The sequence below is a fragment of the Cupriavidus sp. 86D6 genome, from assembly GCF_057815095.1.
In genome coordinates this window covers 347,423-372,993 of record NZ_JBYPSB010000006.1, presented here as the reverse complement: position 1 = coordinate 372,993, position 25,571 = coordinate 347,423, and the positions used below count along the sequence as shown (strand labels likewise).

At 66.8% G+C, this 25,571-nt stretch carries 20 protein-coding genes, 1 tRNA gene and 2 riboswitches; of the genes, 12 read left to right on the top strand and 9 right to left on the bottom strand.

The window, feature by feature from the left end; translation table 11 throughout:
• Positions 1-20: 20 nt before the first annotated feature.
• The 3 genes from AC3G88_RS17205 to AC3G88_RS17195 form a co-directional block, all read right to left on the bottom strand.
• Positions 21-3,215 carry a bifunctional cytochrome P450/NADPH--P450 reductase gene (locus AC3G88_RS17205; RefSeq protein WP_488893634.1) on the bottom strand — a complete coding sequence of 1,065 codons (3,195 nt, stop codon included), beginning with the start codon at positions 3,213-3,215 and terminating at the stop codon, positions 21-23.
• Between the two features lie 132 nt (positions 3,216-3,347).
• Entirely contained in the window at positions 3,348-3,752 is a 405-nt protein-coding gene (gene arfB / locus AC3G88_RS17200; protein WP_194946467.1) for an alternative ribosome rescue aminoacyl-tRNA hydrolase ArfB, read from the bottom strand.
• Between the two features lie 48 nt (positions 3,753-3,800).
• A complete protein-coding gene (locus tag AC3G88_RS17195) occupies positions 3,801-5,192 on the bottom strand; it encodes an FAD-binding oxidoreductase (protein WP_488893633.1) in 1,392 nt (463 codons plus the stop codon).
• A 279-nt stretch (positions 5,193-5,471) separates the two neighbouring features.
• Here AC3G88_RS17195 and AC3G88_RS17190 point away from each other — a divergent pair, with 279 nt between their 5' ends.
• Positions 5,472-5,990 (top strand): Panacea domain-containing protein, encoded by a 519-nt coding sequence (locus tag AC3G88_RS17190; protein ID WP_488771776.1) that lies wholly within the window; start codon positions 5,472-5,474, stop codon positions 5,988-5,990.
• A gap of 8 nt (positions 5,991-5,998) precedes the next feature.
• Positions 5,999-6,376, top strand: a complete 378-nt coding sequence (locus AC3G88_RS17185) for a hypothetical protein (RefSeq protein ID WP_488893632.1) — start codon at positions 5,999-6,001, stop codon at positions 6,374-6,376.
• Between the two features lie 34 nt (positions 6,377-6,410).
• On the opposite strand, the gene AC3G88_RS17180 is transcribed toward AC3G88_RS17185, so the two are convergent.
• Positions 6,411-7,637, bottom strand: coding sequence for an RtcB family protein (locus tag AC3G88_RS17180; RefSeq protein ID WP_488893631.1), 1,227 nt, complete (start codon positions 7,635-7,637; stop codon positions 6,411-6,413).
• A 181-nt stretch (positions 7,638-7,818) separates the two neighbouring features.
• Between AC3G88_RS17180 and AC3G88_RS17175 the strand changes: the two genes are divergently transcribed.
• Positions 7,819-8,154, top strand: a complete 336-nt coding sequence (locus AC3G88_RS17175; protein ID WP_488893630.1) for a hypothetical protein — start codon at positions 7,819-7,821, stop codon at positions 8,152-8,154.
• 158 nt (positions 8,155-8,312) lie between these two features.
• Here AC3G88_RS17175 and AC3G88_RS17170 read toward each other — a convergent pair.
• A tRNA-Arg gene (locus AC3G88_RS17170) sits at positions 8,313-8,388 on the bottom strand.
• 321 nt (positions 8,389-8,709) lie between these two features.
• On the opposite strand from AC3G88_RS17170, the gene AC3G88_RS17165 reads away from it, so the two are divergent.
• Positions 8,710-9,603: a c-type cytochrome gene (locus AC3G88_RS17165; protein ID WP_488893629.1), complete on the top strand. Its 894-nt coding sequence runs from the start codon at positions 8,710-8,712 to the stop codon at positions 9,601-9,603.
• Between the two features lie 123 nt (positions 9,604-9,726).
• Here the strand turns inward: AC3G88_RS17165 and hemN are convergent, their stop codons facing one another.
• The gene (hemN, locus tag AC3G88_RS17160) at positions 9,727-11,196 is read right to left on the bottom strand and encodes an oxygen-independent coproporphyrinogen III oxidase (RefSeq protein WP_488893628.1); all 1,470 of its coding nucleotides are present in this window, start codon (positions 11,194-11,196) and stop codon (positions 9,727-9,729) included.
• 245 nt (positions 11,197-11,441) lie between these two features.
• On the opposite strand from hemN, the gene AC3G88_RS17155 reads away from it, so the two are divergent.
• Entirely contained in the window at positions 11,442-12,611 is a 1,170-nt protein-coding gene (locus AC3G88_RS17155; protein ID WP_488893627.1) for an ABC transporter substrate-binding protein, read from the top strand.
• 21 nt (positions 12,612-12,632) lie between these two features.
• Here the strand turns inward: AC3G88_RS17155 and AC3G88_RS17150 are convergent, their stop codons facing one another.
• The 3 genes from AC3G88_RS17150 to AC3G88_RS17140 form a co-directional block, all read right to left on the bottom strand.
• Positions 12,633-13,931, bottom strand: a complete 1,299-nt coding sequence (locus AC3G88_RS17150; RefSeq protein ID WP_488893626.1) for an ATP-binding protein — start codon at positions 13,929-13,931, stop codon at positions 12,633-12,635.
• A 4-nt stretch (positions 13,932-13,935) separates the two neighbouring features.
• Positions 13,936-14,667: a response regulator gene (locus AC3G88_RS17145; protein ID WP_488893625.1), complete on the bottom strand. Its 732-nt coding sequence runs from the start codon at positions 14,665-14,667 to the stop codon at positions 13,936-13,938.
• Positions 14,668-15,019: 352 nt separating this feature from the next.
• Positions 15,020-17,107, bottom strand: coding sequence for a UvrD-helicase domain-containing protein (locus AC3G88_RS17140; protein WP_488893624.1), 2,088 nt, complete (start codon positions 17,105-17,107; stop codon positions 15,020-15,022).
• 282 nt (positions 17,108-17,389) lie between these two features.
• Between AC3G88_RS17140 and AC3G88_RS17135 the strand changes: the two genes are divergently transcribed.
• The 7 genes from AC3G88_RS17135 (at position 17,390) to AC3G88_RS17105 (ending at position 25,561) form a co-directional block, all read left to right on the top strand.
• The gene (locus tag AC3G88_RS17135; protein ID WP_066736784.1) at positions 17,390-17,614 is read left to right on the top strand and encodes a YMGG-like glycine zipper-containing protein; all 225 of its coding nucleotides are present in this window, start codon (positions 17,390-17,392) and stop codon (positions 17,612-17,614) included.
• Between the two features lie 93 nt (positions 17,615-17,707).
• A riboswitch (glycine riboswitch) is annotated at positions 17,708-17,795 on the top strand.
• A 21-nt stretch (positions 17,796-17,816) separates the two neighbouring features.
• Positions 17,817-17,938, top strand: a riboswitch (glycine riboswitch).
• Positions 17,939-18,027: 89 nt separating this feature from the next.
• Positions 18,028-19,155, top strand: a complete 1,128-nt coding sequence (gcvT, locus tag AC3G88_RS17130) for a glycine cleavage system aminomethyltransferase GcvT (RefSeq protein WP_488893623.1) — start codon at positions 18,028-18,030, stop codon at positions 19,153-19,155.
• A 112-nt stretch (positions 19,156-19,267) separates the two neighbouring features.
• Positions 19,268-19,648: a glycine cleavage system protein GcvH gene (gene gcvH, locus AC3G88_RS17125; protein ID WP_153946352.1), complete on the top strand. Its 381-nt coding sequence runs from the start codon at positions 19,268-19,270 to the stop codon at positions 19,646-19,648.
• Positions 19,649-19,726: 78 nt separating this feature from the next.
• Complete coding sequence (gene gcvP / locus AC3G88_RS17120; protein ID WP_488893622.1) at positions 19,727-22,651, top strand: aminomethyl-transferring glycine dehydrogenase; 2,925 nt, start codon at positions 19,727-19,729, stop codon at positions 22,649-22,651.
• Between the two features lie 108 nt (positions 22,652-22,759).
• Complete coding sequence (locus tag AC3G88_RS17115) at positions 22,760-23,302, top strand: DUF421 domain-containing protein (RefSeq protein ID WP_488771764.1); 543 nt, start codon at positions 22,760-22,762, stop codon at positions 23,300-23,302.
• A 57-nt stretch (positions 23,303-23,359) separates the two neighbouring features.
• Complete coding sequence (locus AC3G88_RS17110) at positions 23,360-24,736, top strand: L-serine ammonia-lyase (protein WP_488893621.1); 1,377 nt, start codon at positions 23,360-23,362, stop codon at positions 24,734-24,736.
• A gap of 78 nt (positions 24,737-24,814) precedes the next feature.
• Positions 24,815-25,561, top strand: coding sequence for an MBL fold metallo-hydrolase (locus AC3G88_RS17105; protein WP_488893688.1), 747 nt, complete (start codon positions 24,815-24,817; stop codon positions 25,559-25,561).
• The last annotated feature ends 10 nt before the right edge of the window (positions 25,562-25,571 follow it).

The following is a 25,571-nucleotide window of genomic DNA, read 5'->3' as shown; positions in this document are numbered from 1 at the left end:
CGCCAGATACCGCCTGGTTGTCAGTTGAATACGTCCTGGCGGTAGCGGCCCTGCGCCACCAGACCGGCGAACCAGTCCGATGCCGCGTCGGCCGTCATGCCGCCCTGCTGCGCGCCGATCTCGATCAGCACCTGCCGCACGGCGGGCGCCATGCGACGGCCGTCGCCGCAGACGTAGACCATCGCCCCGCCCTGTAGTTGGCCCCAGACCTGCGCGCGCCGCTGCCAGAGCAGATCCTGCACATAGCGCGCGGCGCCCGGCAGCACCGAGTAAGCGGTGTGGACCTCGGCGACACCCGCTTGGGCCCAGGCCGCGATGTCGTCGTGGAACAGCCAATCGTGCCGGGGATGGCGGCAGCCGAAATACAGCTGCACCGGCGTGATGGCCTGCCCGGCCGCCTGCTGGGCGGCGCGCTCTTCCAGGAAGCCCCGGAACGGCGCGATGCCGGTACCCGGGCCGATCAGCAGCATCGGCACTGATGGATCGTCAGGCGGCGCGAACGGCGGATTCGGCGTGCGGATCGACGCCGATATTTGCGCGCCCGGCGGCAGGCCCTGCAGCCACGTGGACGCCACGCCGCGGAACTGGCCGCGCCCTGACAGCGCCGGGGCCCAGACCGTGCCCACCAGCAGCGTGGCCACATCGGGCGACACCCGCGGCGACGATGCAATCGAATAGAAGCGCGGCCGCATCGGCACCGTGCAGGCCAGCAGTTGCGGGAGCGTCGGGGCGATGGCCGGGAAGCGGATCAGCACATCGAGCAGGTTCAGCCGGCGCGCGGCCACCTGGGCGGCATAGCCGGTATCGGCATCGTCGGCGGCAAGCTGCTCCAGCGACTGCCGCGTGAACGGGCAGCGCGTGGCCTGGGCCAGCGAACGGAGCGTCAGGCGCGACACCACGTCCTGCAGTTCGACGAAGTGCGTCAGCAGTTGCCGCAGCGGCAGCGTTTCGCCGATCGGCAGCCCGCGCCCGGCGCCCTGGCGGGCCGACAGCGTGACCAGGGCCTCGGGGTCAAGGTCGAGCCGCTCGCACAGCGCCGCCACCCCTGCCGCGTCATTCTGCGGCCAGACCGCAACGTGATCGCCGGTCCGGTAGGTGGCACCGGGTGGCAGTTGCAGCCGGATGTCGCGCGTCGATGTGCGCGGCGCCTCGATGGCGAAGTCCCATAGGCCGGCGGGATCGGCAACCAGCTCGGCATTGGCCAGCACCGTGAAGGCCTGCGTGCCGGCCGGCAGGGTGTCGGCACGCATGGCTTCGACGCTGCGCCACTGCACGTCCACGCTGATGCCGCCCGTGCTGGCGCCATCGGCCTGCAGCGCCTGCCACAATTGCGCCAGCCAGCGTTCCGCCGCCTGGTCGAAATCGGCATTGCCATCGGCCTCGCCGCGCGGCAGCAACGGCACCGCGCCGGCGGCCGTGAAGAAGTCGAACACGCGGCGTGGAAAGGCCTGGTACGTCGCCCATTGCGAGTTGCCGCAGCCAAGCAGCGCCAGCCGCAAGCCCTCGGCGCGGTAGCCGCTGGCTCCGCCGGCATCGAGCATGGCTTCGAACCGACGGCCGGAATCCGGCGCGCGGCCGTTATAGGTGGCCGCCACCACCACCAGCAGACCCGATGTGGGCAGGGCATCCGCCACGTCGTCCAGATCGGCCAGCGTGGCCTCGAACCCCGCCGCCACCGCGCCGCCATGGATCTGCTCGGCCAGCTCGCGTGCCGTGCCCAGGCTTGACGCGCACAGCACGGTCATGACCTGGCCATTGCCGCGTACGTCGGCCTGCGCGGCATCGGCCACCACTTCGGCGGCCGCCTGGACCGCGATCCGCTCATGCGGACGCCGGCGCCGGGCGCGCAGCACGAAGTTATCGGGCTTGATCGTCAGCGTTTCCTTGAGCCGGAACTGGTAGTCGTACGGATCGTGGAAGGCGAAGTTGCGCAGCATCAGCGCGAGTGCCAGCTTGGCCTCGGTCAGCGCGAACTGGCGGCCGATACAGGCGCGTTCGCCATGGCCGAACGGCATATAGGCGTGCGCCGGCAGCGCCGCTTCGTTCTCGGGCAGGAAACGGTCGATATCGAACCGCTCCGGGTGCGCCCACACCTTCGGATCGCGATGCAGCGCCGTCAGCACCACCGAGACGCGACGGTTCTGCCGCAACCGGTAGCGGCCGCCGATCACCACATCGTCGAACGGCGCCACCGCGAAGGCCGGCGCGGTCGGCCAGAGGCGTAGCGTTTCCTTCAAAACGCGATCCAGCACAGGCAGTCGGGCCAGGTCGGCATAGACGGGCGGGGCGTCGCCGGGCAGCACGGCATCGACTTCGGCATAGGCCTGCGCCAATACGGCCGGGTTGCGCAGCAGTTCGTACAGCGCGAAGGTCAGCAGGCCGCTTGTAGTCTCGTGGCCGGCGATCAGGAATGTGATGACCTGGTTGCGGATATTGGCGTCGTCGAGCTGGCGGTCCGTTTCGGGGTCGCGCGCTTCGAGCATCAGGTTCAGCAGGTCCATGCCCGGCCGGGGCGCGGCCCGGCGCTGGCGGATCACGTCGTCCACCAGGTTGCGCATGTAGGCCACGTCGTCGGCGAACTGGCGGTGCGCGCGGCCCATGAAGCGGTCCTGGATCGGCAGCCGGGTGAGCTTGCGCATGGCCTCTTCCAGCGCGCCCACCATTGCCACGATAAACGGGTCAAGCTGGTCGCTGGCGAACGACTCGAAGTCGTAGCCGAAGCCGGACAGCGCGATGGTGTCGAGCGTCAGCCGCGTCATGTCGTCGGCCACGGCGATATCGGCATCGGGCCCCTTGTGGTCCCACTTGTCCACCAGCCGGTTGGCCACGCGCAGCATCACGTCGAAGTAGCCCTTCATGGCGCGCTGGCTGAAGGCCGGCATCAGGATGCGGTGCGCGCAGCCCCAGTTGGGCTCGTCGCTGTGGGCGGTGAACAGGCCGTCGCCGGCCATGTCGCGCAGATACGACAGCGGCGGACCGATGATCTTGCGAAAGCGCGCCGGGTCGCACACTTCGGCCGCCAGCGCCACCGACGACACGAACGGCACGCGCCGCCCCGCGAAATCCAGTTCGAAGATGCCGTCGTGATGACGGCTGCGCGCCAGCAGGTGCTGCCCGACTTCGCCGGGCGTGATCTGGAACAGGTTGCCGACGAGGGGCCAGCCCGGATCGCGCGGAATCGGTTCCAGGGTAACGGCGGGCGTGACGGATGACATGGATGGGGGCGTTCCTTGTCGAAATCGGAAATGGCTGGGCAGCGCGATGCCAGAGCATGCCTGTCTATCGCCGCATTGTCCCGCCCGGTCTCCCTGCGTTTGAAATATTTGTTCGATTTCCGAGGCGCCCCTCTAATCGACCACCCGCCCGCGCAGCGCCTTGATCTGGCCGCGCTGGACCTTGGCATCGAGCCGGCGGACCTTCGACGCCCGGGTGGGCCGGGTGGCGCGCCGGATGCGCGGCGGCTCGGCCACGCTGCGTACCAGATCGTGCAGGCGCCGGATGGCTTCCTCGCGATTCATTTCCAGGCTGCGATGCTGCTGCGCCTTGATGACGATCACCCCGTCGCGCGTAATGCGGTGGTCGTGCAGCGCCAGCAGGCGTTCCTTGTGATCGGCGGCCAGCGATGACGTGCGTACGTCATAACGCAGGTGTACCGCATTGGACACCTTGTTGATGTTCTGCCCGCCCGCGCCCTGCGCGCGAATGGCGGTGATCTCGTACTCGTGGTGAGGGATGAACAGGTCGTCGGCCATGCGCCGCATCATAGCAACGCATGGCCGGGCGGTGTGCGGCGCATCGTGTCACGGCGCCGGCTTGATGTTCTGGTTCGAGCAGAACAGGTTCTGCGGATCGTACGTGCGCTTGGCGCGCGCCAGGCGGTCGAAGTTGTGGCCATACGCCGCGTTGACGCGCGCGCCTTCGTCCTCGGTCATGAAATTCACATACACGCCGCCGGTGGCATAGGGAGCGGTGGCGTCGAAGAAATCGCGCGCCCAGCCGATGCAGGCAGTGTCCTCGTCGGTACGGTCCCAGCGCGAATGCACATTCATCACATAGCGCGCGTCGCGATGGTGGTATGCCGTGGCGTCCGGTGCCACGCGGTTGGCCACGCCGCCCACCTGGCCGATAAAGATCTCGGCATGGGCCGATGGCCCGCGCGCGGCGTAATCGGTCATCAGGTCGATGGCGGCATCGTCCAGCCGCGTGAAGTTGTGCGATTTCCAGTAATTGCGCGCGCCCGGTGTCAGCAAGGGGTCGAACGCCTGTTGCCAGGCCGTGTAGGGCATCTGGCCCACGTGCTCCCCGATGGGCTGGCCGAATCCGCGCAGCGGGTCGATCGCCCTGTCGGCCTTGCCGGGGTCGCCGGTATAAAAGACCGCCAGCACCACCACATTGGCGCCGTGTGTCGACGACGGCAGGAACGGCAGCGGGGGCGCACGGCGCAGGACGACCCAGACGTTCATATCCTCGGGCATGGCCGTTTCCGTAAATGCGCGGTACTGGCGCAGCACCGACTTGCCTTCGACGGCCGGAAATACGATCAGCCCGGCCGTCACCAGCGGCCCCACCGCATGCAGCTTGAATTCGAACAGCGTGACCACGCCGAAATTACCACCGCCACCGCGCAAGGCCCAGAACAGTTCCGGCTCGTGGTTGGCATCGGCCCAGCGCCGCTGGCCATCGGCCGTCACCACCTCGCAGCCCTGCAAGTTATCGACGGTCATGCCGTACTGGCGCGTCAGCCAGCCGAATCCGCCGCCAAGGGTCAGCCCCGCCACGCCCGTCGTCGAGTTGATGCCGAGCGGCGTGGCCAGACCGAGGGCCTGCGCCTCATGGTCAAAATCACCGAGCGTGGCGCCGGGGCTCACCCACGCCACCTTGTCGCGCGGATCGATATGGACGCTGCGCAACCCTGACAGATCGACCACCAGCCCGTCATGACAGATGGCGCTGCCGGCAATGTTGTGGCCACCGCCGCGCACGGCGACCGGCAGGCCATGATCGCGCGCGAAATTGACGGCCTGCATCACGTCGGCCGTGCCCGTGCATTGGACGATGACCGCAGGCCGGCGATCGACCGTGGCGTTCCAGACGGTGCGCGCCACGTCGTAACCGGCGTCGTGCGGCAGCAGCACCTTGCCGCGCACGGCCTTGCGCAGCATATCGATGTGGTCGGCGGCAAGCGTGGGCATGATGAACCCTCCCCTTTTTCAACAACGGTCTTTCTGGGACAGGATACGGATGCAAGGCACGCGCCAGGCGCCGAAGAACCGCTTCGCAGCAACGATTGCGCCCATCACGTACGTGCTGAGGATCGTGCGGGTAGCACAATTTGTTGCACTCTTGAGGCGGCGTGGGCGAGACACGGCTGTGCAGATGACACACATGTTTACTTGGCCTGGGGTGTGGCTGCACGGTATGGTCGTCTTCATGCCGGATCACAAACAAGCACGCAGAACAGAGGGGTCGCCATGTGGAAATTCTGGAAGCGAGAGAACTGGACGAAATATGATGCGAGAGCGCATGACGGGAAGGCGTTGGCCGTTGCCCAGTACATGCTCAAGCGTCGTCAGGATGCGGGGGCAGGACTGACTCCCTTGCAGTTGACGAAGCTTACGTACATCGCACACGGTCATATGCTGGCGAGGCACATGCGGCCGCTCTTCGACGAGGAAGTCCAGGCGTGGCCGCTCGGACCCATGGTGCCGAGTGTCTACTACGCCGTGCGGCACTATTGCAGCCGGTTCATCGACGCGGTGCCTGGCGCGCCAGTTGTCGATTTTGATCCGCATGAGATCGCTCTCATGGATTGGGTTGCCGACATGTATGGTCGCCTTGACGGAATTTCCCTGGCCGGCGCCATGCATCATCCAGGAACACCCTGGCGTATCACGCGTGACGAAATAGGGAAGAACGGGCCCATTTCCAATAACCTGCTTGCCCATTTCTATAGGCAGATCTTGCGCAAAGGCCGGCATCACGCGCTGTGAGGCCCAGGATGAACGACGAAGCCATGAGGATCTCCGCATTCCCTCAGGATCTTGAGTTTGACGGAGGCGAAACGGACGGTGCTCCAGCGGGCTATCCGGAAGAGCATGGACTGATGGGTCCCGGCGACCTGGCGCATGACGGGCGTGTCCGGGAGCACAAACGCCACCAATCATTCCGCGACCAGGTCAACTGCGCGATGATCGGCATGTTCTGGATCCTCTGCACAGCCCTGGCGGGCGGCATCGTCGTCTATAGCTGGCATTTGATGACCCCGCTGCTATGGCACTTTCTTGATGACTCGCAGCAGGTGCGCTTGCAGACCTTGCTGGCGCCGGCCGTGCTATCGAGTTCGCTGACCGGGTACGTCAGCCGACGCATTGAATAGGACGGTGCGACGTCTGCCGGCCGCCCTGCCCCACCTACCCCTTCACGCACACCACCTGCCGCAGCGTGTGGACGACTTCGACCAGGCTGCTCTGGGCGGCCATGACGGCGTCGATGTCCTTGTAGGCCATCGGAATCTCGTCGATCACGGCTGCGTCCTTGCGGCATTCCACGTGCGCGGTGGCCTGGACCTGGTCTGCCACGGTATAGCGGCGCCTGGCCTCGTTGCGGCTCATGGTCCGGCCGGCGCCGTGGCTGCAGGAGCAGAAGCTCTCGGCGTTCCCGAGCCCGCGCACGATGAAACTCCTTGCGCCCATCGACCCCGGGATGATGCCAAGCTGTCCCTTCTGGGCCGAGACCGCGCCCTTGCGCGTCACGAAGACATCGGCGCCAAAGTGGCGCTCCTTCTGCACATAGTTGTGGTGGCAGTTCACTGCGTGTTCATCCATCGCGAATGGCTTGCCGATAACAGCCCGCGCCGCCTCGACCACGGCGGCCATCATCACTTCACGATTGCGGCGCGCGTATTCCTGCGCCCAGCCCACGGCCTCGACGTAGTCGTCGAAATGCGCGCTGCCTTCTTCGAAGTACGCCAGGTCACGATCGGGCAGGTTGGCAATGTGGTGCCGCATGTCCTGCTGCGCCAGTTCGATAAACTGCGTGCCGATGGCATTGCCCACGCCACGTGACCCGCTATGGAGCATGAACCAGACCGTGTCGCTTTCGTCGAGGCAGACTTCGATGAAGTGATTGCCCGTGCCGAGCGTTCCCAGATGGACATGGTTGTTCGTCCGCGCGAGCTTTGGGTACTTCTGGCAGATTCGCCCGAAGCCCGGCATCAGCGTCTTCCACATTTCGTCCACGTGGTGGGGCGGACGATCCCCCCAGGCACCGGGATCCCGCCGTCCCGGCGACCGGCCGTGCGGCACCGCGCGTTCGATGGCGCTGCGCAGCCGGTGCAATGAATCGGGCAGGTCCGCCGCCTTGAGCGTCGTGCGCGCAGCCATCATGCCGCAGCCAATATCGACCCCGACCGCCGCCGGGATAATGGCTCCCTGGGTAGGAATGACCGTCCCTATCGTCGATCCCTTACCCAGATGTACGTCCGGCATCACGGCCAGATGGCGGAACACGAAGGGCATGCGCGCCGTGTTCTGCAACTGCCGCCGGGCATCTTCCTCGACGGGCACGCCAACCGTCCACATCTTGACTGGCTTGCCGTTGGCCAGCGCCATCACCTGGTAGTCGGTCGTTTTACTCATCGTGGCTCCTGTCTCTGTCCCATTTTCTGTCCCGGTCTCGATGCGCGGTGCATCGATTCCCCTGTTCATTGGGCCTGCCGCTTGCCGGGCCGTTCCGCATCCGGGCCTTCCGCCCAATATCCAGCGCCCCCGCCCTGGTGCTAGAACGGAAACTCGGCGCCGACAGATTGAAGGGGATGCCATGAAACGCCTGCCATTGATCCTTGCCCTCTGGACGGCCCTACTCCTTGGCGGCTGCTATTACGGCTATCCGCCCGCGCCAGGGCCGGGACCGACCAGCTTCGACCGCTCGTTCTACGCGGCGGCCGACGCCATGCGCGATCAGGGTGTGGCGGTGCAGACGCAGGAGCCCAGCACCGGCAATATCACCGGCTACTACGGCAGCACCCCCGTGGCGGCCATGATCCGGCAGCAGTCGGATGGCAGCGTGCGCGTGGAATTCCAGGCCGCCGATTCCCGCGACCCGGGGCTGGTCAACCGGATCACGCAAAGCTATCAGCGGCGAATGGGGCGGTAAAGGAATGCGGGCATTTCAAGGAAATCGGCACCGCGCGTGACAGATGTTCTGTTCGCACCGCCACCAGAAAAGGCCGGATTCTTGGCACGAAGCCGATGGCACCAGCCATCTCGGGCTTCAGCGGGGACGTTTGGCGAAGTGCCAGCGATCAGTCAGATTGGCGCGCCCGGCTGGGATCGAACCAGCAACCCCTGCCTTCGGAGGGCAGTACTCTATCCATTGAGCTACGGGCGCGATGTGAGCTGCGGTGACAACGGCGAGTGCCGTCGTCGGAAAGTCGCATAGGATACCCGACTTGTCCGTGGCCGTCCATGCGGGATGCGCCGGGGGCCGCCGAACCCGGGTTTTCACAGGTCTCTGAGCCGTCGCTTTTGGCCCCCGGGGCCGAGTCTTGGGTCTATAATCGGCAGCTATTTGCGTCGTACCAGAGACGTAGCGGGGCAGGAGACGCCCCGGACGCGAAGACCGACAGATTCATCCCCGAAGACAGGGCCAGACAAGCAAGCCGCCCCCACGTGCTGTGCAATAGGTTTCCCGCAAAATCGAGAGTTCTGTATGAGTGACGTCCATCAAAACGACCACCACGAGTCGCCAATCAAGACCCCTAAGCAGCTTGTAGCTGTTGTGATCGCCGCCTTTCTGGTGCCGATCATCGTCATCATCCTGCTGGTCAATTTTGTCGGACATGGCACCCGCGAGGGCGCCGGCTCCACCCAGAGCGTGGAGGCGGTGAACACCCGTATCGCGCCGGTAGCGTCACTCGAAATCAAGGATCCCAATGCCCCGCGCGTCTTCAAGACGGGCGAGCAGGTCTACAAGGAAGTTTGCGCCGCGTGCCACGCCACGGGCGCGGCCGGTGCGCCGAAGTACGGCACGGCCGGTGACTGGACGGCCCGGATCGGCCAGGGCTTTGATGGGCTGATGAAGTCGGTGCTGAACGGCAAGGGCGCGATGCCCGCCCGCGCCGGCACGTCGCCGGACGATCTCAGCGATTACGAACTGGCCCGCGCCGTGGTCTACATGGCCGATGCCGGCGGTGCCAAGTTCCCCGAGCCGGCTGCTCCGGCCCAGGGTGCCACCGCCCAGGCTGCGGCCTCGGCGCCGGAGTCGGCTGCAGCACCGGCCGCCGCGGCGCCCGCACCTGCGGCAGCCCCTGCTCCGGCAGCCGCAGCACCGGCTGCACCCGCCGCTGCCCCGGCTGCGGCGTCGGCCGACACGGGCAAGAAGGTCTACGAACAGGTTTGCGCCGCCTGCCACGCTGCCGGCGTGGCCGGTGCGCCGAAGTTCGGCGACAAGGCTGCCTGGGCGCCGCGCCTCAAGGAAGGCATGGACGTGGTTCACAACTACGCGCTCAAGGGCAAGGGTGTGATGCCGCCCAAGGGTGGCTACGCCGGTCCGGATGCGGACGTGATTGCCGCATCCGACTACATGGCCAACGCAGCCAAATAAGCGTCCAGCCCGCTCCAGACCTGGTCCGACAGGTCCGACAGGTCCGACCGACGGGGCCTGCGCCCAGCAAAAAAGCCCTCGAATCTGTCGCGGGCTTTTTCGTTTCTGGCGTTGCCGCCGCGGCTAGACCACGCGCGAATAGCGCACCAGCGGAATCGCCTGGGCATCGTTGGCGGCGCTGTGCGCCGGTCGCGGGCGCGCAGCGTCGTCGCGCAGGTAGCGGTCGAAGACCATGGCCACGCGGCGTACCAGCAGGCGTCCCAGTTCGGTAATGTCGATGCGGGCCCGCGCGCGGCGTACCAGGTGGTCCTCCGCCAGCCTGTCCAGGTCGGCCAGCTCGGCGGCGAAGGTGGTGGCGAAGTCGATGCCGTAGGTCTTTTCCACCTCGGCAATGTCCAGCGTGCCATTGCACATCAGCGCGCCGATGATGGCCTTGCGCAGATGATCGTCGGCGGACATCTCGAAACCGCGCACCACGGGCAGGCGCCCGGCATCGATCGCGGCGTAGTAGTCGTCCGTGGTGCGGGCGTTCTGCACATAGTGTCCGGCCACGGCGCCGATGGCCGAGACGCCAAGGCCGATCTGGTCGTAGCCGGCGTGCGTGGCATAGCCCTGGAAATTGCGTTGCAGCCGGCCTTCGCGCTGGGCGATCGCCAGGTCGTCGTCGGGCAGCGCAAAGTGGTCCATGCCGATATAGACGTAGCCGGCGGCGGTCAGCCGTTCGATCGTCGACACCAGGATGTCGAGCTTCTCGGCCGCTGGCGGCAGTGTTGCGGCATCGATACGGCGTTGCGGCTTGAACACGTGCGGCAGGTGGGCGTAGCTGTACACCGACAGCCGGTTGGGCCGCAGCGCCAGCACCTTTTCGATGGTCTTGCCAAAGCGCGCGGTGGTCTGGTGCGGCAGGCCGTAGATCAGGTCCACGCTGACCGACTGGAATCCCAGGCGCCGCGCCGCCCGCACCACGGCGCGCGTGTCTTCGTATGACTGCACCCGGTGCACGGCTTCCTGCACCTCTTGGTCGAAATCCTGCACGCCCAGGCTGATACGGTTGAAGCCGAGCTCGGCCAGCAGGTCCATGCGTTCGTCGGTGACGCGGCGCGGATCGATCTCGATCGAATGTTCGCCCTCCGGCAGCAGCACGAAATGCGTGTGCAGCGCCGCCATGACCCGGCGCATTTCATCGGGGTCGAGGAAGGTCGGCGTGCCACCGCCCCAGTGCGACTGCATCACGGCGCGTCGCTCGCCCAGACGCCCGGCGACCATCGCCATTTCGCGCGACAGGTAGTCGACATACTGCGCGCTGCGGCTGTGGTCCTTGGTGATGATCTTGTTGCAGCCGCAGTAGTAGCAGATGTTTTCGCAGAACGGGATATGGAGATACAGCGACAGCGGGGCCGGCGAATCGGCGCGGCACGCCTGCAGCGCCGTCTGGTAGCCGGCGTCGCCCACTTCATGGTGGAAGCGGTCGGCGGTGGGATAGGAGGTATAGCGGGGGCCGTTGCCGTCGATGCGGCCTGCCAGGCTGCGGAAATCGGCAAGCGCGCGGCGGTCGAAAGCCGTGCCGGCGGCGTCTGGAATGGGGGCGGACATGCGGAGACTCGATTTGTGGGCGGAATGACAATCGATGCTATGCCTCGCCCGGTGCATCAACCTTGATGCGCATCAAGATCATGGCGACCCTACACCTGCCAGCCCCGCCAACGGGGGGCCTCATGTCGGGCAAAAGTCACGGAAGCGTCATGAACGGCCGATAGTCTCTGGCCCGGCTCGCCAAGTATCAAGTCCAGCCGCACTCGCTTTCCGCAGCACATCCTGTCCATCCGACTCTCACTGCCATGCGCCCAGCCTTGCCGCAGTCGCCCCCCGCGTGTCCGCCCGCTTCGACAGGCCGCCGCCGCGCCTTGCAGAGGCTCGGCGCCCTGACGTCCGCCGCCGTGCTGCCCGCGATGGCGCAGCCGGCTGGCCAGCTTCTGCGCCGCCAGCTTGTGGTGGGCCACCTGGTGGACCGCGTGGGGCCGCAGGCCGATCAGGCGCGGGACTATCTGGCCGGCGCCAAGGTGATGTTTGATGCCTTCAATGCGTCGCCGGCCGGCAACGGCGGCCTGCGCATCGTTCACGTGGTGCGCGATGCGGACGCCTCGAACCCGCGCGCCGCCGCACAGGCCGTGGCCCTGGCCGACAACGAACGTGCCGAGGTACTGTTCGGGCCTGGCGACAGCCTGCTGCCCACGCTGGCGGGCTCGGCCGACCTGACGCGGCGCGGGGTGCAGATCGTCGCGCCGCTGTCGGGGCTGGCGCTGAGCGCCGACAACGTGTGGTTCACGCGCGCCGACTATCAGGCCGAACTCGATGCCGCCGTGCATCAGCTGCGCAGCTACGGGCTGACCGGCATCGCGCTGGCGGTGTCGCCCGACTTCGCGGCCGGCACGCTTGGTGTCGGCACCCCGTGGCTGGCGCGCCTGGAAAAGGACATCTCGACGCGCGCCGTGGCGCTGACTGGCAATTTCGACGACAGCGCACGGCGCATTGCCGCGGCCCGGCCGGGCGCAGTGATCGTCGCGGGCGACACGCTGGCCTATGGCAGCCTGGGCCGCGCACTGGCGGCGCAAAACTGGTACGGGTTTCTGGTAGGCCTTTCGGCGGTCAGTCCGTCGGCGGCGCGCGAGATCCTGGGCGCCGGCTACGCGGGCGGCATGGTCGTGACGCAGATTGCACCGGGGCCGCAGGAATCGACGCTGCGCGTCGTCAAGGAGCACGTGGCCCGCATGAAGCAGTACCTGGACGAGCCGCCCTCGCCTGCCACGCTGGCCGGCTATATCAGTGCGGCCTGGCTGGTGCGCGCGGCCACCGGCATGAAGGCGTCGGGCACGGCGGAACTGCGGCGCGCGCTGCAGGCCCGCATCGACGTCGGGGACTTCACGCTGGACTTCACGCGTGGCCTGCGCGGGTCGCAGTACGTGCAGCTGGCGGCGATCGGCAAGAGCGGCCTGCCGCAGCGCGCCTGAGCTGGGGCTGGATCGCTTCGATCAGGCGCGCGGCAGTGTGATGCTGACCCGCAGCCCGCCCTCCGCCCGGTTGGTCAGCTTCAGTTCGCCACCGTGGCGCGCCACGATATCGGCGGCGATCGACAGGCCCATGCCCACGCCGCCGGTGGCGCGGCTGCGCGACGACTCCAACCGATAGAACGGCTCCAGCACGCGCTGCAGTTCGGCCGGCGGAATGCCGGGACCGTTGTCGCAGACATCGATCGAGACGCGCTCGGGGCTGTCGGTGAGGATGATGTGCGCGGCGCCGCCATAGCGGTGGGCGTTTTCCACCAGATTCACCACGGCGCGCCGCAGTTCGGCCGGATAGGCCAGCAGCGGCGCCGCTTCGCCAGACAGGCGCACGTCCTGCCCGATTTCCTGGGCGTCGTCGACCACCGCCTGCAGCAGCGCCACCATGTCCACTCGCTGGCGCGGGCCGGTGCCGTCGTCGCGTTCGCGCAGGTAATACAGTGTGGCGTCGATCAGGCCATTCATCTCGGCCAGGTCCTGACGCAGGCGATAGCGTACGTCGTTGTCCTCGATGCGCTCGATACGCAGGCTCATGCGCGTCAGCGGCGTGCGCAGGTCATGCGACACCGCCGCCAGGAAGCGCGACTGCTGCGCCAGCTGGGTGCGGATGCGCTGCTGCATCAGGTTCAGCGCGTGCGTGGCGTCGCGCGCTTCGGCGGGGCCGGTGTCTTCGTCCAGCGGCGGTGCATGGACGTCCTGCGCCAGACGGTTGGCGCCGCTGGCCAGTTGCTGCACCGGCCGCGCCAGCAGGCGAGCGCCCACCCACGAAGCGATCAGGATGGCCGCAAGCTGGAAGATCAGGCCCAGGTGCGGCGGCCAGATGCCACGGATATGAAATCCCTTCGGCGGCCCGGGGGGACGGTCGAATGGCCGGCGTTCGCCGAACGCTTCGGGGCGCAGCGGCGGGCCATCGAAATCGAACGGTTCATTGCCGCGCATGCCGGCCGGCGCGCCAGGCGGCCGGTCGGGTATGAAAACCCCTTCGAGCGGATGCGCGGGCGTGCCGCTGGGCACCAGTTGGCCCGCCGCCTCGGCGTCGGACGCGGCGCGGCGCATGCGCTCCATGTAGCGTTCGGAACCCGGGCGCGGAAACACGCTCTCGATCACGGTCACGCCCAGCACATGCACGGCCAGCATGATGGCGGTCATCACGAAGAACAACCGCATGAACATGGAATTGAACCGGCGGCGTCTGGCCGGCCCGGCGGCGCGCGGTTCGGCCCGTATCGCCGAAGCACCGCCGCTGGTCGGCGGAATCGCAGCAGCCATGCCTTCAGTGCTCCACGTTGCCGGTGAACACGTACCCTTCGCCACGCACGGTGCGGATCAGCGACGAGTCGCGCGGGTCGTCGCGCAGTTTCTGGCGCAGCCGCGATACCAGCAGGTCGATGCTGCGGTCGAAGACGTCCAGGTCACGGCCGCGCGCATTGTTGATCAGCATCTCGCGGTCGAGCACGCGGTTCGGATTCTCGATGAACGTCAGCAGCAGGCGGAATTCGGCGTTGGACAGCGGCACCACGGTGTCTTCCACATCGACCAGCTGGCGCAGCGTGGCATTCAGGCGCCAGCAGCCGAAGCGCATCTCGTGCCCGCCCGGGGCAGGCGTCGGGCGGCGTACGTCGCCACGGCTGCGGCGCAGCACCGTGTGGATCCGCGCCACCAGCTCGCGCATCTCGAACGGCTTGGTCACGTAGTCGTCAGCCCCGACTTCCAGCCCCACCACGCGGTCGGCCAGTTCGGCACGCGCGGTCAGCATGATCACGGGCAGGTTGCTCTGCTCGCGGATCTCGCGGCACAGCGTCAAGCCGTTTTCGCCCGGCAGCGACAGGTCCAGGATCACCAGGTCGTAGTCCTGCCGGCCCATCGCCGTGCGCATCGCCGCGCCGCCTTCCGCGCCCTCGGCCTCCATGCCGAACGTGGCCAGGTATTCGGCCAGCATGGCGCGGATCTGGGGGTCGTCATCGACGATCAGCAGACGAATGGGCAGGTTGGGCGACAGGTCCATGGGGAAAAGTGAGGAATACGCGGGACATCCGATCGGCCAATGTACCAGCCGGGAGATCACAGGCGATGCCCGCTTTGTATCAATTTTGATACGTGCCGCGCACGACACTTAGGGCCGCGATGCGGGGGCCGGGCGGTGGTGGCGCAGAGCGTACGGGCCGGGGGAAAAATACGCCCCCGGTGCTGCCGCATCCGGGAGCGTTCAACAGGGAAGAAGCCGGGCTCGCATGCGCCCAGCCACACCGCAGCCGAAGGGCGGGCGCGGTGCGTCGCAGGAACGTCCGAGAGACGTTTCCACGCGCCGCCAATCGTAGTGAGCCCGACCCCGGCAGTCTTGTCGGCCTTGTATCAAATCAGGCCGCGACGGGCTTGTTGAGCAGCGCCTTCAGGCCGGCGAGCCGGTCCTTCGGACTCATCGCCGGCGTGGTGTCCTGCGGTGCGGGGGCTTCCTCCAGCTTCATCTCGGCGATAAAGCGCGACGGCTCGACCGAATAGGTTTCGCGCGCCCGCTTGCGCTTCTTGCACCAGCTGATCTGCAGGGTGCGCTGCGCGCGCGTGATGCCCACATACATCAGCCGCCGCTCTTCCTCGATCTTCTCGTCGTCCAGGTCTTCGTCCTCGCGTGTGTGGGGCAGGATGCCCTCCTCCACGCCCACCAGGAACACGTGCGGATATTCGAGGCCTTTCGACGCGTGCAGGGTAGACAGCCGCACCGCGTCGGGATCTTCTTCGCGGCCTTCGAGCATGCTCATCAGCGCCACGGTCTGGGTCAGTTCGAGCAGGTTCTTGCCTTCGTCGCCGAAGCCGTCGGCCGTGTCGGCGCCCGTGGCCTCGCCATCGCTTTCGGCCTCCGGACGCGTGCCCTTGCGCTTAAGCCAGTCCAGGAATTCCAGCGTATTGGTCCAGCGCGACTGCGCCTGCCGTTCGTCGAAGGTATCGTACAGATAGGCCTCGTAGTGGATACCTTCCATCAGGTCGTCCAGCACCACGGTGGCCGGGTCGCTGGCCGCGCGGTCGGCCAGGCGCACCATGGATTCGCAGAACGTGCGCAGCGGCTCCAGCTGGCGCGGCTGCAGCCTGGCCTCGATGCCGCCCATCATCGCCGCCTCGAACAGCGACACCTTGGCCTGCCCCGCAAACGTGCCCAGCACCTCGAGCGTGGTGTTGCCCACCCCACGGCGCGGCGTGGTGATGGCGCGAATGAACGCGGGGTCATCGTCCGGATTGGCAATCAGGCGCAAGTAGGCGCAGATGTCCTTGATCTCGGCCTTGTCGAAGAAGCTCTGGCCGCCCGACAGCACGTACGGAATGCGCTCGCGCCGCAGGATCTGCTCGAACAGGCGCGCCTGGTGGTTCCCGCGATACAGGATGGCGTAATCGCGAAACTGCGCGCGGCGCTCGAACTTGTGCGCGGACAGGCGGAACACTACCGACTCGGCCTCGTGCTCCTCGTCGTTCATCGGGTGGACGGCGATCGGATCGCCCATGCCGTGTTCCGACCACAGCTTCTTGTCGAACAGCTTCGGGTTGTTGGCGATGACCGCGTTGGCCGCTTCCAGGATGCGCACGGTCGAGCGGTAGTTCTGCTCCAGCTTGACCACCTTCAGGTCCGGAAAATCGGTCTGCAGCAGCCGCAGGTTGTCCAGCGTGGCGCCACGCCAGCCATAGATGGCCTGGTCGTCGTCGCCCACCGCCGTGAACGCCGGCGCGCGCAGGTGCGAGCCGCCGGCCAGCAGCTTCAGCAGCTGGTACTGGCACGCGTTGGTGTCCTGGTATTCGTCGACCAGGAAATAGCGCAGCCGGTTCTGCCACTTCAAACGCACGGCCTCGTCGCGCGCGAACAGTTCGGCGGGCAGGCGGATCAGGTCGTCGAAGTCCACCGCCTGGTAAGCGTTCAGCGTGGCCACGTAGTTGCGATAGACCATCGCGGCCTGGTGCTCGTCGGCATTGGCCGCCTGCGCAAGCGCGGTCTCGGGATCGACCATGCCGTTCTTCCACAGCGAGATGGTGCTCTGCACGCTGCGGATCAGCTTCTTGTCGGTGGTGCTCAGCTGCTCCTGGACCAGCCCGAAGCAGTCGTCCGAATCCATGATCGAAAATTGCGGCTTCAACCCGACATGCTCGGCTTCCATGCGCAAGATTTGCACGCCAAGCGAGTGAAACGTACAAACCGTCAGCTGCTTGAGTGGAATGCGCTTCCCTTCGCGCGTGGTCTTGCCTTCCATCAGCTTGCCGATGCGTTCCTGCATCTCTTTCGCCGCCTTGTTCGTGAACGTGACAGCGGCAATGTGACGCGGCTCGAACCCCTTGTCCTCGATCAGGTGGGCGATTTTCTGCGTGATCACGCGGGTCTTGCCCGATCCGGCGCCCGCCAGCACAAGGCAGGGGCCGTCCAGGTAGCGCACCGCTTCGGATTGCGCGGCATTGAGTCCGTGAGTCATGGGGCTGGGGAACGTGGCAGGCGGAATGGCTCATGGCGCACCTGGAAGGTGGCGCGCCGAAGGCGTCGATGTTAACACGCGCCGCAGGCGCCCACGGGCGTGTCGGGCGACGTCCGACAAGAGGCGTTTCAGGCTGGTAACAATCGTAAAGCAGCGGATCCCGGGGCATGGAGCTTGCCTCTTATCTCACAGGACCGCACGGGTCTTGCGCGTGGCGCGACCGGTCCGGGACATATCAACAAATCGGAAACGATGATCTCGATGACAACAAAGGAGCCAATCATGAAGACGCTTCGCACCCTTTCGAAAGTTGCCCTGATCGGCGTGACGCTGGTGGGCTTTGCGGGCTGCGCGGACATGACCCCGAAGCAGCGTAATACCGCCATTGGCGCGGGCGCCGGTGCGCTCGGCGGTGCGGTCCTGACCGACGGCAGCGCGTTGGGTACGCTGGGCGGCGCGGCCGTGGGCGGCGTGGTCGGTAATGTGGTGACGAAGGACCGTCGCTAACCGGCCCGCCGTCGATTCCAATCCCGGGGGCGGGGCCGCCGGCCGGCGTCAGGCGCGCGTTTGACAAAGGCTGACCGGTCCCGTACATTCTCGCGCATCCGGCCGGGAGAGCGCGCATCGATTGCGCCGCCGAAGGGGAACCACCCGCAAACTCTCAGGCACCATGGACCGACCGGATCGGCATGCAACATGCACACGATGCATGCCGCACTCTGGAGAGCGACATCCGCCACTGCCCTGACGCCGTGGTGAGCATGTCCACCGAAGGGGCGCACGAAGTTCCGGCTTCGTAATCTCTCAGGTATCGAGGACAGAGGGGTCATCCGCCGCAGCGGATTGGATGCACATTGGTGCGCCCGATCGTTGCGGCGGATGACCCTTTTTTCGTTTTCGAACCGCCCCCGAGGATATCCATGACGCTCCAGGCCACGCCCCTCAACGCTATCCACCGCGCCCTCGGCGCCCGCATGGTCGACTTTGGCGGCTGGGACATGCCGGTCAACTACGGTTCGCAGATCGAGGAACACAATGCCGTGCGTGCCGATGCCGGCATGTTCGACGTGTCGCACATGTGCGTGGTCGACCTGCACGGGGCCGGCACGCGGGCCTTCCTGCGCGGCCTGCTGGCCAACAACGTCGACAAGCTGCAGACGCCGGGCAAGGCGCTGTATTCGTGCATGCTCGACGAAAAAGGCGGCGTCATCGACGACCTGATCGTCTACTTCTTTGCCGAGGACCACTTCCGCCTGGTGGTGAACGCCAGCACGGCCCTTGGCGATATCGAATGGATCCAGTCGCGCAATGCGGCCACTGGCAGCGGCGTGACGATCACACCGCGCCGCGGCGATGTGGCACCGGCGGGCACCGGCAAGCTGGCCATCGTGGCCGTGCAGGGCCCCAACGCCCGCGCCAAGGTCTACCAGGCCTTTCCCTCCACCCAGCCGGCCGACGCGCTCAAGCCGTTCAACGCGCTGGTCGTGCAAGACCCGGAAATGGGCGAACTGATGGTCGCCCGCACCGGATACACCGGCGAAGACGGCTTCGAGCTGGTGGTACCGGCCGAGAACGTCGCCGGCATCTGGGAAAAGCTGATCGCCGCGGGCGTACGTCCGGCCGGCCTGGGCGCGCGCGACACGCTGCGCCTGGAAGCCGGCATGAACCTGTACGGCCAGGACATGGATATCAATACGTCGCCACTGGACGCCGGCCTGGCCTGGACGCTCGACCTGCAGAGCGAGCGCGACTTCATCGGCAAGCAGGCGCTACTGGCAGGCGGCCAGAAGCAGACGTTCGCGGGCCTGATCCTGCGCGACAAGGGCGGCGTGCTGCGTGCGCACCAGAAGGTCATCACGGCGGCCGGCGCTGGCGAAATCACCAGCGGCACGTTCAGCCCGAGCCTGCAGCAGTCAATCGCGTTCGCCCGCCTGCCGAAGGGCGTGGCGCCGGGCACCGACGTCCAGGTCGAGATTCGTGACCGCAAACTGACCGCGACTGTGGTTAAACTGCCGTTTGTGCGTAATGGCAAGGCACTCGTGAGCTGAGGCATCGCCCGGCTTCACATCAAACGGTCGCCCTTCCGCCCGTCCGCTCGAGCCCAACCTGCTGCGGACCGGGTGAATGAAACAAGAAACAAACTGTATCCCGGAGAACCTCATGAACTTCCCCGCTGACCTGAAGTACACCGAGTCGCACGAATGGGTGCGCGTCGAAGCCGACGGCACGCTGACGATCGGCATTACCGACCACGCCCAGGACGCCCTGGGCGACATCGTCTTCCTGGAACTGCCCGAAGTGGGCAAGTCGGTGGGTGCCGGCGACGCCCTGGCCGTGGTGGAGTCCGTGAAGGCAGCTTCCGACATCTACGCGCCGGTGGCTGGCGAAGTGATCGCCGTCAACGACGCCGCTTCGGCAGCGCCCGAGTCGGTCAACGCCAACGCCTTTGACGCCTGGCTGTTCAAGCTGAAGCCGGCCAACGCCGACGACGTGAACGGCCTGATGAACGTCGACGCCTACAAGGCCAGCGTCGGCGCCTGATCGCGCTGACTGTTTGATGCCGCGCGCGGCGGACAGGCCGACCACCTGCCCGCCGCCCGCTCCCCGAGATTCCTTGCCATGAACGCCCCGCTTCCCATGAATGCCGCCGCCCAAGGTACACGGCCCACGCTGGCCGAACTGGAGGCGCGCGACGCCTTCGCCGCCCGCCACATCGGCCCCGACAGCGCCGAACAGCAACACATGCTCAAGGTGCTTGGCTTCGACAGCCGCGCCGCGCTGATCGACGCCGTGGTGCCCGCCGCCATCCGCCGCCGCGACGGCATGTCGCTGGGCGAGTTCACCGCCCCGCTGACCGAGGAAGCCGCGCTGGCCCGCCTGCGCGGCCTGGCCGGCAAGAACCGCGTGCTGAAGAGCTTCATCGGACAGGGCTACTACAACACGCTCACACCGGGCGTGGTGCTGCGCAACATTTTCGAAAACCCGGCCTGGTACACCGCCTACACGCCGTACCAGCCGGAAATCTCGCAGGGCCGGCTGGAGGCTATGCTGAACTTCCAGCAGATGATCACGGACCTGACCGGCCTGGACATCGCCAATGCGTCGATGCTCGACGAAGGCACGGCCGCTGCCGAGGCCATGACCCTGCTGCAGCGCGTCCACAAGCATGCGTCGAACACGTTCTACGTGGCCGACGATGTGCTGCCGCAAACGCTGGAAGTGATCCGCACGCGCGCGCTGCCGCTGGGCATCGAGGTGAAGGTCGGCCCGGCTGCGGACGCCGCGCAGTCCCACGCCTTCGGCGTGCTGCTGCAGTATCCGGGCGTGAATGGCGATGTAGCCGACTACCGCGCCATTGCCGACGCCGTGCATGCGGCCGGCGGCCGGGTGGTGGCCGCCGCCGACCTGCTGGCGCTGACGCTGATCGCCGCGCCGGGCGAATGGGGCGCCGACGTGGCGGTGGGCAACTCGCAGCGATTTGGCGTGCCGCTCGGCTTTGGCGGTCCGCACGCGGGCTACATGGCCGTCAAGGATGAATTCAAGCGATCGATGCCGGGCCGCCTGGTCGGCGTCACGATCGACGCGCAGGGCAACAAGGCTTACCGCCTGGCGCTGCAGACGCGCGAGCAGCATATCCGCCGGGAGAAGGCCACCTCGAACATCTGCACCGCGCAGGTGCTGCTGGCCGTGATGGCGTCGATGTATGCGGTCTACCATGGCCCGCAGGGCCTGAAGCGCATCGCGCAACGTGTGCATCGCCTGACCGCCACGCTGGCCGCCGGCCTGAAGGCGCTGGGCCTGCCCCCGGTCAACGAGACGTTCTTCGACACGCTGACGCTGGAAACCGGCTTCAACACCGAGGCGTTCCACGCCACGGCCACGCAGCGGGGCATCAACCTGCGCCACGCCGGCGCGTCGCGCATCGGCATCTCGCTGGACGAAACCGCGTCGCGCGACGACGTGGTCACGCTGTGGGAGATCTTCGCGCACGGCAAGCCGGTGCCCGACTTCGACAAGATCGAGGCATCGGTCGGCGACGGCTTCCCGGGCAACGTGGCGCGCCAGAGCGCCTATCTGACGCATCCGGTGTTCAACACGCACCATGCCGAACACGAGATGCTGCGCTACCTGCGCTCGCTGGCCGACAAGGACCTGGCGCTGGACCGCACGATGATTCCGCTGGGCTCCTGCACGATGAAGCTCAACGCCACCAGCGAGATGATTCCGGTGACGTGGCCCGAGTTCAGCAACATCCACCCATTTGCCCCACTGGACCAGACGGTTGGCTATCGCGAGATGATTGACCAGCTGGAGGCCATGCTCTGCGCCGCCACCGGCTACGCCGCGGTCAGCCTGCAGCCGAACGCCGGCTCGCAGGGCGAATACGCCGGCCTGCTGATCATCCACGCGTACCACGCCAGCCGTGGCGAAAGCCATCGCGACATCTGCCTGATCCCGTCATCGGCCCACGGCACCAACCCCGCGTCGGCGCAGATGGCCGGCATGAAGGTCGTGGTGGTGGCCTGCGACGACAACGGCAACGTCGACCTCGACGATCTGGCGAAGAAGGCCGAGCAGCACAGCAGGAACCTGGCCGCGATCATGATCACGTACCCGTCCACGCACGGCGTGTTCGAGCAGGGCGTGCAGCAGATCTGCGACATCGTGCACAAGCACGGCGGCCAGGTCTATGTCGATGGCGCCAACATGAACGCGATGGTCGGCGTGGCCGCGCCGGGCCAGTTCGGCGGCGACGTGTCGCACCTGAACCTGCACAAGACGTTCTGCATTCCGCACGGCGGCGGCGGCCCGGGCGTCGGTCCGGTAGCCGTGGGTGCGCATCTGGCCGACTTCCTGCCCAACCAGGACAGCGTCGGCTATCGTCGCGACGACAACGGCATCGGCGGCATCTCGGCCGCGCCGTTCGGCTCGGCCAGCATCCTGCCGATCTCGTGGATGTATATCGCGATGATGGGCTCGGCCGGCCTGACCGCCGCCACCGAGAACGCGATCCTGACCGCCAACTACGTGGCGCGCCGCCTGTCGCCGCACTTCCCGGTGCTGTACACGGGCCAGCATGGCCTGGTGGCGCACGAGTGCATCCTCGACCTGCGCCCGCTGCAGAAGACCACCGGCATCACCAACGAGGACGTCGCCAAGCGCCTGATGGACTACGGCTTCCACGCCCCGACCATGAGCTTCCCGGTGCCGGGCACCCTGATGATCGAGCCGACCGAGAGCGAATCGCTGCACGAACTCGACCGCTTCATCGACGCGATGATCGCCATCCGCGGCGAGATCGCGCGGGTGGAAGACGGCAGCTTCGACCGCGAGGACAACCCGCTCAAGCACGCGCCGCACACCGCGGCCGTGGTGGTCGGCAACGAGTGGACGCACAAGTACACGCGCGAGGAAGCGGCCTACCCGCTGGCATCGCTGCGCACGCGGAAGTACTGGCCGCCGGTTGGCCGTGCCGACAACGTGTATGGCGATCGCAACCTGTTCTGCTCGTGCGTGCCGATGAGCGAGTACGCCGAAGAATGAGTGCCGGCCCGTCAGGCGGCGTCCGATACACGCGGATGCCGCCGACGGACTATGCTCAGGGAGCGGGCGCCGGTATCCCGGCGCCGTCCTTGAGCGGAGGCCTCATTCATGTGGAATCTCAGCGCGCCCTGGTGGGAATTCGTCCTGCGCGGACTGATCGTCTATGGCGCCATTCTGTTGCTGATGCGCATTTCGGGCCGGCGGCAGATCGGCCAGCTCACGCCGTTCGATCTTGTCCTGCTGCTGATCATCTCGAACGCGGTTCAGAACGCGATGAATGCCGGCGACAACTCGGTGCTGGCCGGGCTGATCCTGGCGGGCACGTTGTTTGGGACCGATGCGCTGCTCGGGTATGTCACGTGGCGTAGCCGGCCACTCGAAATGCTGGTCGACGGCCGTCCGCAGATCGTGATCCACCAGGGCGAGGTCTATGAGGAAGTCATGCGCCGCGAACGCATCAGCACGCACGAATTGCACAAGGTGTTGCGCCGCAATGGCTGCGCCCGCGTGGAAGACGTGCATTTCGCGATTCTGGAAACCGACGGCTCCATCAGCGTGAAGATGAAGGACCCGCCGCCTGCTTCCGGTCCAGCCGAACCCGGCGCACTATGGCGTCATCCGGCCCATACCGATCAGGACAAGCCGGCCTAGCGGCCTTACGGCCAACGGTTCCACGAACCGCGCCGGCAACCAATCTGGAGTTCAGCCGTGGCAGTCAGCGTCTTCGATCTGTTCAAGGTGGGCATCGGCCCGTCGAGCTCCCACACCGTGGGCCCGATGCGGGCAGCCCTGATGTTTGCGCATGGCCTGGAACGCGACGGCCTGCTGGCGCGGGTGGCCAGCGTGCGCGCGGAGCTTTACGGATCGCTCGGCGCCACGGGCAAGGGGCACGGCACCGACAAGGGCGTGATCCTGGGGTTGATGGGCGAATCGCCCGACACGGTCGATCCGGAGGCGATCGACGGCAAGCTGGCGGCGCTGCGCACCAGCAAGCAGCTGTCGCTGCTTGGCCGGCACACCGTGCCGTTCGTGGAACGCGAGCACATCGTGTTCTATCGGCGCGAAGCCATGGCCGAGCATCCCAATGGCATGAAGTTCCACGCCTATGATGCCGATGGCGCTTCGCTGCGCGAGGCCCGCTACCTGTCGGTGGGCGGCGGCTTCGTCGTCACGGCCGGCGCGCCCAATACGCAGGTGCTGGCCGCCGGCAAGCAGTTGCCGCACCCGTTCCGCACGGGACGCGCGATGCTCGACATGGCCCATGCCAGCGGCAAGTCGATTGCCCGGCTCATGCTCGAGAACGAACTGACATGGCGGCCGGAGAACGAGGTGACCGACGGTCTGCTGCATATCTGGGATGTGATGCAGCAATGCGTGGCGCGCGGGTGCCGCACGGACGGCGAACTGCCCGGCCCGTTCAAGGTCAAGCGCCGGGCGCCGGAGCTCTATCGGCACCTGACGTTGCGCGCCGAGCGCACGCTGTCTGACCCGCTATCGGTCATGGACTGGGTCAACCTCTACGCCATCGCCGTCAACGAGGAGAACGCCGCCGGGGGTCGCGTGGTCACGGCGCCGACGAACGGCGCGGCCGGCATCATTCCCGCCGTGCTGCATTACTACGACCGTTTCGTGCCTGGCGCCAACACGCAGGGTGTGGTCGACTTCCTGCTGACAGCCGGGGCCATCGGTCTGCTCTACAAGCTCAACGCGTCGATCTCCGGCGCCGAGGTGGGCTGCCAGGGCGAAGTCGGCGTGGCCTGTTCGATGGCGGCCGGGGCGCTGGCCGCCGTGCTCGGTGGCACGCCGGAGCAGGTGGAGAACGCAGCCGAGATCGGCATGGAGCACAACCTGGGCCTGACCTGCGATCCGGTGGGCGGCCTGGTGCAGATTCCGTGCATCGAGCGCAACGCCATGGCATCGGTCAAGGCCGTCAACGCGGCGCGCATGGCCCTGCGCGGCGACGGCACGCATTATGTGTCACTGGACTCGGTCATCAAGACCATGCGCGAAACCGGGGCCGACATGAAGACCAAATACAAGGAAACCGCGCGCGGCGGCCTGGCGGTGAATATCGTCGAGTGCTGACGCACGTGGCATCCGTTGGCCGGCGCTGACCGGCGACGTATCATGGAAGCACTTCCGGTTTGCCACAACAATACCGCCATGCAGACCTTTCACCAGTTGTTCGACGAGGCTTCGTCCACGTTCACTTACCTGCTGATCGACGCCGACACGCGCGAAGCCGTGCTGATCGACCCCGTCGATCGCCAGTCCATGCGCGATCTTGCGCTGCTGGAGCAGACTGGCGCCAAACTGGCCTGGGTCGTGGAGACCCACGCGCACGCCGATCACATCACGTCAGCCGGCCATCTTGCCCAGTTGACGGGCGCCAGCACCGCCGCGCCGTCGGGCTGCGACATCAAGCCCGCGCTGAAGCAACTGATCGATGGGGATACGATTCCGTTCGGCCGCCAGGTGCTGCGCGCGATCCACACGCCCGGCCACACCGCCGGCAGCATGAGCTATCTCTGGGAGGAGCCGTCGCCCGACGGCATGACGCGGCGCATCTTCACCGGCGACGCGTTGCTGATCGACGGCTGCGGTCGTACCGACTTCCAGTCAGGCGACGCCGGCACGCTGTTCGACAGCCTGACGCAGAAACTTTTCCGCCTGCCCGACGACACGCGCGTCTATCCCGCGCACGACTACAAGGGCCGGACCGAATCAACGATCGGCCACGAGCGCGCCACCAACAGCCGGGTAGCCGGCCGCACGCGCGAAGAGTTCATCGTGATGATGCGCAACCTGAACCTGCCGCGGCCCAAGCTGATCGACGTCGCCGTCCCGGCTAACAAGCAGCTGGGGCTGGCCAGCGGCCGCGACGGGGACAGCGTGCCGCACGGCATCTAGCGCGCCGGGG